The following is a 13,580-nucleotide window of genomic DNA, read 5'->3' as shown; positions in this document are numbered from 1 at the left end:
GGCTCCGCCGCGCCCCGTCGAGGCGCCCCCCCGTCCGGTCGCCCCGGTCGTCCAGGCGGCTCCCGAAGCGGCGCCCGCGCCCGTGATGGCTGCTCCCGTAACGGCCGAGACGGTCGAGGGCGGCAGCATCGTCGCGCTGCCGATGTCCCGCCGGGTACCGGCGGCCGCGGCCGATGGCGGCGACGGGGTGCTGTTCCTCAAGGCCGGCCTGCTCGACTGCACCTTCCCGCTCTGGGCCGACGGCGACGGCACGGCGATCGAGTCGAAGCGCGTCTGCGGCTGCCGGGTGCTCACCGGCAAGCGCTGGTGCCGCACGCACTACGCCACCGTGTTCGAGCCGCCGAAGCGGCCGATGCGGGCGGCCTGACCCGGATCCGGGCCCCGACAGGGGCCCGGATCCGGCATCATCCCGGCAGCACCACCATCACATCCGGCTCGCGCCCGGTGGCCAGATGGCCCTGGACGCGCCGCCCCTCGAGGTCGACGACGGCGATCCGGTCATCCTCCAGGGCCGCGAAGGCCAGCGGGCTCGACGGGTGCCGGGCGAGGGCCACCGGCGCCCCCCCGAGCGGCACCACCGCCATCTCCTTCAGGGCTGGATCGAGGAGCGACAGGCTCTTCTCGGCGTAGTTGGCCAGGATCAGGTCGCCCTCCTTGCCGCAATCGACCCGCACCACGTCCCCCCGCGTCGGCACCGTGCGGGTCGGCGTCATCGCCTCGGTGGCAAGCGCGGCGAGCGTCGCGCTGCGGCGGCTGGCGACGTAGAGGGTCGCCTCGTCGGGGGAGAGCGCGGTGCCCTCCGGCCACAGTCCGGTCGCGGCAATCCGTGGAGCTTCGGCGGGCGCGAAGGGCCTGACCCGGCTCACGGTGTTCGACAGGATGTTGGCGACGTAAGCCGTCTCGCCGTCCCGCGACAGGGAGAAGAGGTGGCCCTTGATGCCGCCGGTCGCCACCGCCCGGTCCGGCCGCTCTGCCGTCTCGGGCGTGTCGAAGCCGAGGAGCACGTCGCGGTCCTCGCTCAGCACGATCAGCCGGTCCTTGGCGTCGAGGCGCAGCCCGTGCAGGCGCCGGAACGGTGCGCAGGCGATGGTGCGGGCGAGGCTCCGCGCGGCGAGGTCGACGACGCAGACCGCATCTCCCCCCGGCCCCGGCGTGGTCGAGGACTTGGCACCGTAGAGGGCGGCGTAGGCCCGGGCTCCGGCCCGGTCGACGGCGAATTCGTGCGGGTATTCCCCCGGCAGCTCGACCCGCCCCGTGCGCCGTCCGCTGGCGAGCTCGTAGAAGCTCAGGGAGCGGTCGCCCTTCTCCATCACCAGGAGGGTGTCGGAGCGGCCGGCGACGCCCTGCGCCCGGGCGGGGCCGGCCAGCGGCGCGAGGGCGAGGGCGGCGAGACCCGAGAGGCAGGCGCGGCGGTCGATGGCGGGGGGCATGCAGGTTCCTCGATCGTCCCCGACACAACCCGGACGTGACGCAGCGGTTGCCCGCGCGAGAGCGTGGCATCGAGGAGACACTCGCCGACGATCGCGGCCGGGGCTGCGGAAGGTCGCACCGCCGCCTTGCGAGACAGGGCAGTACTCCGCCCACCTGTCGCGTGGGATTCGGTCATGCCGCAACTCCGTTCCTGGCCGCTCGCCGTCCTCCTGCTCGCCTCCGCCGGCCTTCCGGCCGCCGCCGTCGAGGGCATGCCCGGTCCGTTCGGCGAGCGCCTGACCATCGACGAGCGGGGCATCACCCTGAAATTCCCCGACGATGCCGCGACGCTGCGGATCGGCGGACGCCTCCAGCTCGATTTCGGCACCGGGCGGGTCCAGCAGCGCGGCTTCGGCACGGTGTTCGATACGCCGATCGCCGTGCGCCGCTCCTGGATCGAGAGCTACCTGACGCTGGGCAAGGAGCTGGAGCTCGCCTTCCAGTACGATTTCGCCGAGCCGAACCGGCCGATCAACGACGCGGTCGTCGCCTACAAGGGCTTCAAGAACGTCATCATCGCGCTGGGCAACATGAAGGAGCCGTTCAGCTTCGACCAGCTGATCTCCGACAACAACACCCTGTTCACCGAGCGCTCCCTCGCCGACGCCTTCGCGCCGGCCCGCAATGTCGGCTTCGCCATCGGCACCCATGGCGAGCGCTGGACCGCGGTGACGAGCGTGTTCGGGGGCAACATCAACAACGCCGCCATCGGCGACCAGGGCATCGCCTCGACCACCCGGGTCACCTACGCGCCCTACCTCAGCAAGGACGGGTACGACGTCCTGCACTTCGGAGCCGCCGGCAGCTACCGCTCGCTGCCGAATGACGGCAGCCCGCTCACCCTGTCGAGCCGCTCCGAGGCGTTCCTGTTCGCGCGGCAATTCGTGAATACCGGCGGCATCCGCGACGCCGCGAGCATCGGCCGCGTCGGCCTGGAGGCCGCGTGGCAGAGCGGGCCGTTCCGGCTCCAGGCCGAGTACATCCTGACCGAGATCGGCCGCTTCGGCGGCGCGCCGTCCTTGAGCTTCCAGGGCGGCTACATCCAGGCCGGCCTGCTCCTCAACGGCAAGGGACGGCGCTACACGATCGCCCCGCGCTACGCCACCGAATACGCGGTGTTCGGCGGGGTGGAGGTCGAGGAGGCGCAGCGGGTCAGCCGCGGCGGCACCGGCGTGTTCGAGCTGGGCCTGCGCTACAGCGCCATCGACCTCGAGGACCGCGCCATCCGCGGCGGCATCGAGCACGACGTCACCGCCGGCGTGAACTGGTATCCGGACCGCAACATCCGCTTCGTGTTCGACTACATCCGCTCCCACACCTCGCCCTCGCCGGCGAGCCTGAACTTCAACCGTCGGACGATCGACGCCGATGCGTTCATCGGGCGGGCGCAGTTGTATTGGTAGCACAGGTGTCGATGTCGCAAGCCGATCAGCGAGGCTGACGCCCTCGGCGTCGTCCCGGGGCTCGGCGGAGCCGAGAACCCGGGGTGGCGAGGGAGGATGTGAATTCGGGCCTCTCGATCGAACAGGGTCTACGGCAAAGCCGAGACCTTCGCCGTCAGGAACCGCGGCCGGGCCGGCTCGGGCGAGGCCGCGAGGGTGAGCCGGGAGGGCTCCTCGGCGAGGCGCAGGCGCGAGAACGGCGACGGCTCGGTCTCGATCAGCGGCAGGGGCACGAAGGCGGCCGCGACCTGGATCGGGTGGATCGGCGGGGCCGGGCGTCGGCGGGCCGGGATCACCACCACCTCGCGTCCGGCCATCGCCAGGGCCTCGGGCCGGCTGACCTCGCCGAGGCCGGCCGGCACGATGAAGGCCGAGAAGGGACTCGCCGCCGGGGCGCCAGTGGGCGCGTAGGCGGTGGCGCTCGTCACGGCGGCTGCGCTGCCCAAGGCACCGGTGACGGCGGCCGCGCCGCCTATGGTGCCGGTGACGGCGGCCGCGCCGCCAATGGTGCTGGTGACGGCGGCTGCGCCGCCAATGGTGCTGGTGACGGCGGCTGCGCCGCCCGGGGCGGCCCCGAAGGCCGGGACCCGCTTCAGCATCGCGGTGAAGCTCGGATGCTGGCCGCCATCGGCGTAGGTGGTGCGCACCGCCTCCACCCCGCCCTCGACCAGGCCCTGGATGCGGGCCTCCTCCTCGGTGCGCCGCGCCACCGCCAGGGCCTCGACCGCCGGGTCGGGATAGGGGGAGAAGACGTAGCGCCCGCCCTCGACGCCGACCAGCGGCTCGCGGCCCGTCGCCTCGAACCGGTCCGAGCCTTCCTTGAGCTGGCGCCAGAAGGCGATGTGCCGGTCGGTGCGGTGGCGCGCCAGGGCGCGGGCGGTCATCCGGAACGGGAAGGCCTGGAACTGGAACGCCGTCTGCCCGCCGGCGAGGGCGTCGCGCACGAGCGCGTAGATCTCGCCGACCTGCCGGTCGGTCATCGCGAAGCAGCCGGCGGAGGAGCAGGTGCCGTGCACCATCAGGGCCGAGCCGGTGCCGCCATGGGCCCGGTCGTAGGCGTTGGGATAGCCGACGTCGAAGGACAGGTAATAGGCCGAGTTCGGGTTCAGCTGCCGGGCCGCCACCGAATAGAAGCCCTCCGGCGCTTGGCGGTCGCCGGTGCGGGTCTTGGGGCCGAGTTGGCCCGACCAGCGGCAGATCGGGAAGGTCTTGAGGTGGACGAAGCGGCCATCCGCTGCCCGTTTCCACACCTCGATCTCGGATTCCTGCTTATAGGCCCGCAGCAGGACCGGCGCCGAGGGCGCCATGTTGCGCGCCGCCATCAGGGCGACCGTGGCCGGCGGCACCGGGGCGAGGTGCTTGGGCGCCGCGGCGGCGGGAAGGACCCCCGCCAGAAGGACCGCCGAGAGGGTCGCCACGCACAGGATCGTCCTTCCGCGCAAGGCCATTCCCCGTCGCTCCATCCTCGCCCCCGCGATGCCTGGCACGGCAATGTGGCGGTTTTCGCGCGGGACCCTGCCACGAAAGACTGTCGAGACGCCTAAGAGACGATGTTTTTCCCGCGAGCCTCCGTGGTTCGTCCGAGACAGAGCGCGGCCGGCATTCTCAAGGTTTCGTTAACGTCTTGTTCGCTCCTGACCGGCAGCATCACCGTTCTCGTCCCTCGCGAGGGATGCCGGATAACGGAGGCTGCCATGCCCGAGACCGGACGACGCTGGCTGCGGCTGGTGGAGAGGGACGCGCCGGGCGAGGCCGCGGACGGGCCGCTGCCGGGGGAGGCGGGACGCCAGCGCCTCGCCGCCCTGCGGGGCCAGCTGCGCAACCAGCTCACGGCCCTGCGGGAGACGCCGATCCCCGCCGAGGCGCGGGCGACCCCGGAGGGCGCCGAGGCCGCGGCTGCCCTCGACCGGCTGATCGCCGAGGTCACGCGCCTCGCGGAAGGCTGGGACCGCCTCGCGCAGGCGGTTGCCGCCCTGACGGCGGGTGACGGGACGCCGCCGGAGGAGTAGGATCGGGGCATCCTGCCGCACCGTTCGAACGACCATATGGGCCCGACCATCAAGCTACGACCGCTGGAACGCGAGGACCTGCTCTTCGTGCACCAGCTCAACAACAACGACAGCATCATGCGCTACTGGTTCGAGGAGGCCTACGAGTCCTTCGCCGAGCTGGCGCAGCTCTACGAGCGCAACATCCACAACCAGACCGAGCGGCGCTTCATCATCGCCACTCCGGAGAACGAGCGCGCCGGCCTGGTCGAGCTCGTCGAGATCAACCACCTGCACCGCTCCTGCGAGTTCCAGATCGCGATCCACCCGTCCTTCCAGGGCCGCGGCTACGCCCTGCGGGCGACGCAGATCGCCATGGACTACGCCTTCAAGGTGCTTAACATCCACAAGCTCTACTTGCACGTGGACAAGGACAACCGCCGCGCCATCGGCATCTACGAGGCTTGCGGCTTCGAGACCGAGGGCACCTTGCGCGACGAGTTCTTCGTCAACGGCAAGTACCGCGACGCGGTGCGGATGTGCATGTTCCAGCCGGCCTACCTGGCCCGGCGCGGCGGCGGCGACGTCAACGAGCCGGTGCTGAAGACCTGATCCTTCGCGTCCTCCGAGCCGGATGCCCCGGCCGAGGCCGGGGCACGATCCAGGCGGGGCACGATCCGGGCAGGGCACAATCCGGGAATGCGGCGGCTCGCCCCTGGCGCCGGCCGGCCCGGCTCCCCTATTGAGGGGGCCGACCGGGAGCCCCCAGAGCCTTGCTGCGCGAGACCTATCACATCGAGATCATCGGCCCCGAGGACGCGCCGGTCCAGCGCGCCTCGATCCGCACCGCCGGCCTCGACGCCGCCCGCGAGCGGGCGTTACGCCTCTTCCGCCGCGCCCGGGTGCCCCAGCGCTCGGGGCCGGCGGCCGAGGCGGTGCGCATCGTGGACGGCGCCGGCACCGAAGTGTTCCGCTGGAGCGTGTGGGACGAGGGGACCGGGCCGGGGCGCTCGCGATAGGCGCCCTCATCCCCCCTCCGGCCCCGTCCGCGCCGCCAGCTCGTCGATCAGCCCCTGCATCGAGGCCGGCACCGCGTCCGGCACCTGCCCGGCATACATGTTGCGCAACAGGCGGCCGATCTCGCCCAAGGACACGCTGCCCTTGACGATCACCCGCTCGGTGTCGCGGCCCAGCCGCTCCTTCTCGGCGGGGGTGATGTCCTTGGCGGTGAGCACCACCACCGGCACGTCGGCGCCGTCGGGCCGGGCGCGGAGCCGGGTCAGGAAGGCGAAGCCGTCCATCACCGGCATCATCAGGTCGAGGAGGACCAGCGAGGGCCGGCCCTCGTCGAGGCACGCGAGGCCGACGGCGCCGTTCTCCGCCTCGCGCACGGTCCAGCCGTCCCGGGACAGGCTGCGGCGCAGGCGCTCGCGGGCGTCGGCATCGTCGTCGACGAGCAGCACGGTGCCGGGGGCGTCGGCCGGGCGGTAGCGCTCCATCAGGCTCTTGAGGTGGTCCCAGTCGATCGGCTTGACCAAGTAGTCGGTGGCGCCGAGCGCCCGGCCGAGGCCCTGCTCGTTGACCACCGAGGTGATGATCACCGGGGTGGCGGACAGATCCGGGTCGCTGCGGATGGCGTGCAGCACCGACCAGCCGTCCATCCGGGGCATCTCGATGTCGAGGAGGATCGCCCGGGGCCGGAGCGCCCGGGCGAGGCCGAGGCCCGCCTTGCCGTCGCTGGCGGTGCGCACGCGGAACCCCTCGCGCTCCAGGAAGCGGGAGAGCAGCTCCCGGGCCGCCGGATCGTCGTCGACGAGGAGCACGACGTCGTGGCGCGCGGCCTCCTCCTTCGCCTCGGCGATGGCCCGCACCTCCTCCGGACTGGGCTCGTCGTCCTGCGCCGTCAGCACGACCGGAAGCCGGATGGTGAAGGTCGCACCCTCGCCGTAGGTCGAGGCCACGGCGATGTCGCCGCCCATGCGCCGGCAGAAGGCGCGGGTGATGGCCAAGCCCAGCCCGGTTCCGCCGAACTGCCGGGTGGTCGATTCGTCGGCCTGGGCGAAGCGCTCGAACAGCCGGCCGCACTGCTCCTGCGTGAGGCCGATGCCGGTATCCGAGACCGCGAAGGTCAGCCACTCGGCCCCGTCCACGGCCTCGCGCCGGGCCGAGAGGGTGATGGTGCCGCCCTCCGTGAACTTCGCCGCGTTGCCGAGGAGATTCACCAGGCACTGGCGCACCTTGCCCTGGTCCTGGCGCATGGCGCCGAGGTCGTCGGGCAGATCGAGCACGAGGCGGTTGCGCTTCTTCGCGATCAGCGACTCGGTCGCCGCCACCACGTCGGCGACCATGTCCGTGACGGAAAAGTCCTCCGCCGCCACCGTCATGCGGCCGGCCTCGATCTTCGAGATGTCGAGGACATCGTTGATGAGGCCGAGAAGGTGGCGCGCCGAGGCCTCGATCTTGCGCAGGTCCGGCAGCAGCTCGGCCTGGCCGAGATCCTCCAGCTCCTCGGCCAGCATCTCCGAATAGCCGATCACCGCCGAGAGCGGGGTGCGCAGCTCGTGGCTCATGTTGGCGATGAACTGGCTCTTGGCGCGGTTGGCCGCCTCGGCGGCGTGGCGGGCGCGCTCGATCTCGGCCTCGGCCTCCTTGCGGTCGGTGATGTCGACATGCATGCCGACCCATTCGCGCACGCTGCCATCCTCGGCGCTGACGGGTGCGGCGCGCACCTCCATGTGGCGCCAGGCGCCGTCGCGCCGTCGCATCCGGTACTCGATCTCGAAGGGCGAGCGCGTCTCGACGGCGCGGGCCCAGGCGTCGGCGGCCCGGGCGCGGTCGTCCGGATGCACCGCCTCGACCCAGCCCCAGCCCTGGCATTCCTCGTCGCTCTGGCCCGTATAGGCGGTCCAGCGCCATTGCCCGATCGAGAGCTCGCCATGGGCATCCGCCGACCAGATGATCGCCGCGGCGCTGTCGACGAGGGCGCGGAAGCGGTCCTGGGCGTGGCGCAGGCGCTCCTCGGTGGTCCGCCTGCGGGTGATGTCGGTGTTGGTGCCGTACCAGCGCACGATCTGCCCGGAGGCGTCGCGGAAGGGCCGGGCGCGGGACAGGAACCAACGGAACACCCCGTCGGCCCCTTTCAGCGGGAAGGTATCCTCCCAGGGCTCGCCGGTCGCGAAGGCGCGACGGAACCGCGCCTCGACCCGCTCGAGATGGTCCGGGTGGTGGACGGACCGCCAGCCCCAGCCCTGCATCGTCTCGAAGGTGGTGCCGGTGTAGTCGTACCAGCGCTGATTGAACCAGACGATCGCGCCGTCGGCCTCGGCGATCCAGGCGAGCTGCGGCAGCGACTCGGCGAGGTTGCGGTAATCGTCCTCCCGCAGGGCCGCCTCGCTCATCGGATGCAACCCCGGCAGGCAGGCGAGGGCAGGCTCTCAGGCATCCGGGCGCTCCGTAGCGGGGCCTGGAGGCCGGCCCCGGGACGGATCTATGCGGGAGCGAGCCGGCTGCCAGTGCGCCCGGATGCCGTCGATCGATCCTAGCCGAACTGCTCGCGCAGGATGCGCTCGTCCATGCCCTGGCCCGGATCGTGCAGCATCACGAGGTCGGTCGAGCGGTCGAGCTGGGTCTCGACCCGGGCGACGCGGCGGAACTCGGTGTGGTCGGCCACCGCCGCGACCGGGCGATATTCCGGATCCTTCACCTCGATGCGGATGCGGGCGTGGTTGGGCAGGAGCACGCTGCCCTGGCGCCGGGGCCGGAAGGCGGAGATCGGGGTCAGCGCGATGAGCTGGGACGAGATCGGCAGGATCGGCCCGCCGACCGAGAGGTTGTAGGCGGTGGAGCCCACGGGCGTCGCCGCCAGCACCCCGTCGGCGATCAGCTCGGGCAGGCGGACCTGGCCGTCGATCGAGATCTTCAGCTTGGCGGTCTGGTGGGTCTGTCGCAGCATGTAGACCTCGTTGACCGCCCGCGCCGTGTGGGTGAGGCCGAGCACGTCGGTGACCACCATCAGGAGCGGGTGGACGATGCTGCGCTGGGCCACCTCCAGCCGCTCGATCAGGTCGTCGAGGTGGAACTCGTTCATCAGGAAGCCGACGGTGCCGCGATTCATGCCGTAGATCGGCTTGCCCGTGCCCATGAAACGGTGCAGCGCCTGCAGCATCAGCCCGTCGCCGCCCAACCCCACCACCACGTCCGCCTCCTCGGGCGGCACGTGGTCGTAGCGCTGCATCAGGAGCTCGGCCGCCTCGCGGGCGTCGGGCGTCGGGCTCGCGATGAAGGCGATCTGGTTGAAGCGCCGCGCCATGTGGGGTGTCCCGACCGCCGAAGGAGAGGTCCTGCCGCGCTTGAGTAGCCGGGGCCGCTCCGCGTATCCAGGGGGAGCGGAGAGTCGCCGGGCCGTCGCCGGCCGCGTCGGGAGAGGCATAGCATGGAGCGTCCGCTTCTCGTCTACACCACCTTCCCGGATGCCGAGGCGGCGCTGGCGGTCGGCGAGGCCCTGGTGCGCGAGCGCCTGGCCGCCTGCCTGAACGTGCTCCCCGGCATGCGCTCGGTTTATGCCTGGAAGGGCGCGGTCGAGCGGGGCGAGGAGGTGGTGGCGCTGATCAAGTCGCGCGAGGCCCTGGCCGAGCCGCTCGTCGCGGCGCTGAAGAGCCGCCACCCCTACGAGACGCCGGTGATCCTGACCCTGCCGGCCGAGGCCGAGGCGGCGACCCTGGCCTGGCTGGTGGCGGAGACGGGTGGCGCGGCGCAGGCCTGAGGTCGCGCCTCAGCCGAGGCCCAACCCCCATTGCAGCGGCACGAACTCGTAGGCCCCGCCGGCCCGGGCGATGTGGCCGGCGGCCGGGAAGGGGGCGTGGTAGAAGGCGACCGGCAGCCGCTCGTCGGCGGCGAGCGCCAGCATCCTGTGGCGGGTAGCCCGAGCCTGATCGGCGTCCATGTCGAACAGGGCCGACCAGTCGGGATGGCGCACGAACAGGGCCGGGTGGTTGGTGATGTCGGAGGCGATCAGCAGGCGGCGCCCGCCGGATTCGAGCCGGAACGAGGTGTGGCCCGGGGTGTGGCCGGGGGTGCCCAACGCCGTGAGGCCCGGCAGCACCTCCTTGTCCCAGGCATAGCGCTCGACCTTCAGGCCGCTGCCGAACGTCTTCTGCACGGCGCCCAGATTCGCCTTCAGGGCCTCGGGCGGGCTGGCGATGCGGCCGTCATCCATCCAGAAGCGCCATTCGGCCTCCGGCACCAGAACCTGCGCGTTCGGGAAGGTCGGGCTGCCGTCCTTGCGCTTGAGGCCGAGGATGTGGTCGGGGTGGAAGTGGCTGATCACCACCGCGTCGACCGCGCCCGGCTCGATCCCGGCCAGCGCCAGCCCGCGCAAGGCCCCGCCGGTGCCGGGCGGCCCGTTATCGGCGAAGCCCGCATCGATCAGCACCCGCTTGCCCCCGATCGTGAGCAGGAGCGGCGTGAAGGTGATCGGCAGGGTGTCGGTCGGCAGGAAGGCCTGGCCCAGGGCCGCCTGCACCTCGGGCAGGGGCGCGTTGCGCACGAAGCCCGCATCGAGGGGGCGCTTCACCCCGCCCTCGTGCAGGGCGGTCACCGACGCCTCGCCGACGCCGTAGCGGTAGACTCCCGGCAGGTCGGCGACCGGCGCGCCGCCACCGCCGGCGAGGCCGGGGGCGCTGGTAAGGATCGGGCTGGCGAGGATGCCTCCGGCCATGAGGGTGCGGCGGTTCATCGACATGGAGGCCTCCCTTGTGCGTCTGCCCCCGCAGCTAAGCATCATTCGCCGAAGTGGTCACCGGTTCGGCGGTGAAAATGATGCAAAAACAAGAATCTAAGCAGCGTTGCGCCAGGCGGCGCCACTGGGAGCGCGATCGGCGCGGGGATGGGGTGCGGGCGGAACGTCGGTGCCCGCAGTACAGCCGCGCCCGACCCTCGTGTACCGTGGCGGCGAATCACGAAAGGGCAGGACGCTCATGGGTTACCGGATCGCCTCGGTCGGCATCGGACTCCTCACCGCCTTCCTCGTCGTCTCGGTCCCGCAGGGGCGGGCGGTCGCGGCCTCGCGGGCGCCGGTCGCCGCCGAGCACGGCATGGTCGTGACGGCGCAGCGCCACGCGACGCAGGTCGGCGTCGACGTGCTGAAGCAGGGCGGCAACGCCATCGATGCCGCGGTCGCGGTCGGCTACGCCCTCGCCGTGGTCTATCCGGCCGCCGGCAACCTGGGCGGCGGCGGCTTCATGACGATCCAGCGGGCCGATGGCAGCCGGACCTTCCTGGATTTCCGCGAGAAGGCGCCGCTCGCCGCCACGCGCGACATGTTCCTCGACAAGGACGGGAACGTCGTCAAAGGCGCGAGCACCAAGAGCTTCCTGGCGGTCGGCGTGCCCGGCACCGTGGCGGGGCTCGAGGACGCGCTCGCCAAGTACGGCACGCAGCCCCGCGCCGCGCTGATCGCGCCGGCGATCCGGCTCGCCGAGGAGGGCTTCGTCCTCGACCAGGGCGACGTCGACATGCTGGGGACCGCCACCGAGGATTTCGGGAAGGATCCGGCTTCGGCCAAGATCTTCCTCAACCAGGGGCGCGCTTTCGGCGTCGGCGACCGGCTGGTCCAGAAGGACCTCGCGGGCACGCTGAAGGCGATCAGCCAGCAGGGCAAGGACGGGTTCTACAAGGGCGCGGTCGCCGAGGCCCTGACGGCGTCGAGCCGCGCGCGAGGCGGGCTCATCGTCCAGGCCGACCTCGACCGCTACGCCACCCGCGAGCTGCCCCCGATCGAGTGCGACTATCGCGGCTACCGGGTGATCTCGGCCCCGCCGCCCAGCTCGGGCGGGGTGGTGATCTGCGAGATGCTGAACATCCTCGAAGGCTACGACCTGGCCAAGCTCGGCTGGGGCTCGGCGCAGGCGGTCCACTACGAGATCGAGGCGATGCGCCACGCCTATCTCGACCGCAACAGCTACCTGGGCGACCCGGCCTTCGTGAAGAACCCGGTCGAGCGGCTCACCGACAAGGCCTACGCGGCGAAGATCCGGGCGGCGATCGACCCGCAGAAGGCCGGAATCTCGGCCGAACTCAAGCCCGGGGTGCCGCCGCACGAGGGCAGCAACACCACCCATTACTCGATCGTCGACGCCCAAGGTAACGCCGTCTCGGTGACCTACACCCTCAACGACTGGTTCGGCGTGCGGATCGTTCCGGAGGGGACCGGCGTCCTTCTCAACAACGAGATGGACGACTTCACCGCCAAGGTCGGCGTGCCGAACATCTACGGCCTGCTCCAGGGCGAGGCGAACGCCGTCGCGCCCGGCAAGACGCCGCTCAGCTCGATGAGCCCGACCATCGTCACCAAGGACGGCAAGCCGGTCTTCGTGACGGGCACGCCCGGCGGCAGCCGGATCATCACGGTGGTGCTGCACAGCATCCTCAACGTGATCGATTACGGAATGAACGCCCAGGAAGCCGCCGACGCGCCGCGCCTCCACCACCAGTGGATGCCGGACGTGACCAATGTCGAGCGCTTCGCCCTGTCGCCGGATACCCGCAAGATTCTCGAAGGCATGGGCCACAAGTTCGGCCCGGCCCAGCCGGCGAACCACCTGGCGGCGATCCTGATCGGCGCGCCGACCTTGGGCGGCCAGCCGGTGGGGGCGTTCCGGTATTACGGCGCCAACGATCCGCGGCGGAATACCGGGAGCGCGCAGGGATATTGAGCGGGGAGTGAGGTGGGTGGGCCGCGGGAGAGCATGGCCCCCCGCGGCGTACGGGCTGATTTGCCGAGGCGCGGTCGGTCCAGAGGAAGCTCACACGCCGATCGATGATGTATCCCGCTCCAGAAATCCTTCGATCGCGACCGGGGGCGCGTCGGTTCGCATCGGTCCATCAAGGCCAAGCCCCCATGGACCGGGCGGGATCGGCCGGAACATGCGATCGCAGTCCGGTCAAGACTGCATGTCACCAGCGGTCACGCAGCGTTGCCAGTATCGTTTGGCGATTGCCGTAGTCGCAACCCGTCGCCGAGATGCAGGTCGTCACACAGGTCTTGTCGAAGAGGTTCGTCGCATTCACCGCGAGATCCACGCCCTTCAGCGTCGGGTACCGGTAACCGAAGTCGTAGCGGATCGCGGCATCGACCAGGGTGACGACCGGGATCCGATAGAGATCCATCGAATGGTGATCCCCGAATCTTGGAGCGTCGATGGTGAAATCCCGCCGTTCCCAAGCTCGCTTCGGTCGCCCCCTGATGCGAGCCGACCCAAGAGGGCGGAGAGCGGCCACCACACGACCGCTCCGCCCGCACCCTCACGCCGCCGCCGGCAACCCGCCGAAGCGGCGCTGCCGCGCACGGAACGCCGTCATCGCCGCCGCAAGCTCCGCCTCGCCGAAATCCGGCCAGGCGCAGGGCGTGAAGTGCAGCTCGGCATAGGCGCTTTCCCACAGCAGGAAGTCGGAGAGGCGTTGCTCGCCGCTGGTGCGGATCACGAGGTCGACCTCGGGAGCGCCGTCGCCGGTGACGAGGCGGCCGAACTCCTCGCGGCTGGCGTCGGGGGCGGCTTGGCGGGCCGCCGCCAGGATCGCGTCGCGGGCCGAGTAGTCGAGGGCGATGCGCAGGTGCAGGCGGGGGCCCCCCCGGGGGGCCGCCCCCCGGGGGGGGGGGGGGGGGGGGGGGGCGGGGGGGGGC

The 13,580-nt window shown here is 71.5% G+C and carries 13 protein-coding genes and 1 pseudogene; 7 read left to right on the top strand and 7 right to left on the bottom strand.

The features are described from left to right. Positions 1–367, top strand: a pseudogene (locus VQ03_RS34270) (hypothetical protein); the annotation flags it as partial. Between the two features lie 37 nt (positions 368–404). Here the strand turns inward: VQ03_RS34270 and VQ03_RS05515 are convergent. Continuing rightward, the gene (locus VQ03_RS05515; RefSeq protein ID WP_048449867.1) at positions 405–1,430 is read right to left on the bottom strand and encodes a YncE family protein; all 1,026 of its coding nucleotides are present in this window, start codon (positions 1,428–1,430) and stop codon (positions 405–407) included. A gap of 174 nt (positions 1,431–1,604) precedes the next feature. Here VQ03_RS05515 and VQ03_RS05510 point away from each other — a divergent pair, with 174 nt between their 5' ends. Continuing rightward, entirely contained in the window at positions 1,605–2,873 is a 1,269-nt protein-coding gene (locus VQ03_RS05510; protein WP_048449866.1) for an OprO/OprP family phosphate-selective porin, read from the top strand. Between the two features lie 128 nt (positions 2,874–3,001). On the opposite strand, the gene VQ03_RS34485 is transcribed toward VQ03_RS05510, so the two are convergent. Then, the gene (locus tag VQ03_RS34485; protein ID WP_048449871.1) at positions 3,002–4,360 is read right to left on the bottom strand and encodes a L,D-transpeptidase family protein; all 1,359 of its coding nucleotides are present in this window, start codon (positions 4,358–4,360) and stop codon (positions 3,002–3,004) included. Between the two features lie 246 nt (positions 4,361–4,606). On the opposite strand from VQ03_RS34485, the gene VQ03_RS05500 reads away from it, so the two are divergent. The 3 genes from VQ03_RS05500 (at position 4,607) to VQ03_RS05490 (ending at position 5,919) form a co-directional block, all read left to right on the top strand. Continuing rightward, positions 4,607–4,921 carry a hypothetical protein gene (locus tag VQ03_RS05500; RefSeq protein WP_048449865.1) on the top strand — a complete coding sequence of 105 codons (315 nt, stop codon included), beginning with the start codon at positions 4,607–4,609 and terminating at the stop codon, positions 4,919–4,921. Positions 4,922–4,957: 36 nt separating this feature from the next. Then, on the top strand, positions 4,958–5,512 hold the full coding sequence (gene speG / locus VQ03_RS05495) for a spermidine N1-acetyltransferase (protein ID WP_048449864.1): 555 nt from the start codon (positions 4,958–4,960) through the stop codon (positions 5,510–5,512). A 164-nt stretch (positions 5,513–5,676) separates the two neighbouring features. Further along, a complete protein-coding gene (locus tag VQ03_RS05490; protein ID WP_048449870.1) occupies positions 5,677–5,919 on the top strand; it encodes a hypothetical protein in 243 nt (80 codons plus the stop codon). Positions 5,920–5,925: 6 nt separating this feature from the next. On the opposite strand, the gene VQ03_RS05485 is transcribed toward VQ03_RS05490, so the two are convergent. Together VQ03_RS05485 and VQ03_RS05480 are read right to left on the bottom strand one after the other, a co-directional pair. Beyond that, positions 5,926–8,298 carry a hybrid sensor histidine kinase/response regulator gene (locus VQ03_RS05485; protein WP_048449863.1) on the bottom strand — a complete coding sequence of 791 codons (2,373 nt, stop codon included), beginning with the start codon at positions 8,296–8,298 and terminating at the stop codon, positions 5,926–5,928. A gap of 140 nt (positions 8,299–8,438) precedes the next feature. Further along, positions 8,439–9,209, bottom strand: a complete 771-nt coding sequence (locus VQ03_RS05480) for an NAD kinase (protein ID WP_048449862.1) — start codon at positions 9,207–9,209, stop codon at positions 8,439–8,441. A 123-nt stretch (positions 9,210–9,332) separates the two neighbouring features. Between VQ03_RS05480 and cutA the strand changes: the two genes are divergently transcribed. Further along, entirely contained in the window at positions 9,333–9,662 is a 330-nt protein-coding gene (gene cutA, locus VQ03_RS05475) for a divalent-cation tolerance protein CutA (RefSeq protein WP_048449861.1), read from the top strand. 9 nt (positions 9,663–9,671) lie between these two features. Here cutA and VQ03_RS05470 read toward each other — a convergent pair whose 3' ends face one another. Continuing rightward, the gene (locus VQ03_RS05470; RefSeq protein ID WP_048449860.1) at positions 9,672–10,640 is read right to left on the bottom strand and encodes an MBL fold metallo-hydrolase; all 969 of its coding nucleotides are present in this window, start codon (positions 10,638–10,640) and stop codon (positions 9,672–9,674) included. 235 nt (positions 10,641–10,875) lie between these two features. On the opposite strand from VQ03_RS05470, the gene ggt reads away from it, so the two are divergent. Further along, positions 10,876–12,612 carry a gamma-glutamyltransferase gene (gene ggt / locus VQ03_RS05465; RefSeq protein ID WP_083467797.1) on the top strand — a complete coding sequence of 579 codons (1,737 nt, stop codon included), beginning with the start codon at positions 10,876–10,878 and terminating at the stop codon, positions 12,610–12,612. A gap of 241 nt (positions 12,613–12,853) precedes the next feature. Here the strand turns inward: ggt and VQ03_RS05460 are convergent, their stop codons facing one another. Next, positions 12,854–13,066, bottom strand: a complete 213-nt coding sequence (locus VQ03_RS05460; protein WP_048449859.1) for a hypothetical protein — start codon at positions 13,064–13,066, stop codon at positions 12,854–12,856. A 135-nt stretch (positions 13,067–13,201) separates the two neighbouring features. Further along, the coding region (locus tag VQ03_RS05455) for an undecaprenyl diphosphate synthase family protein (RefSeq protein WP_048449858.1) at positions 13,202–13,580 on the bottom strand (379 nt) is incomplete at its 5' end.

The sequence above is a fragment of the Methylobacterium tarhaniae genome, assembly GCF_001043955.1.
Lineage (GTDB): Bacteria > Pseudomonadota > Alphaproteobacteria > Rhizobiales > Beijerinckiaceae > Methylobacterium > Methylobacterium tarhaniae.
Note: the sequence above shows the minus strand (reverse complement) of the source record. Positions and strands in the feature narration are given on the sequence as shown.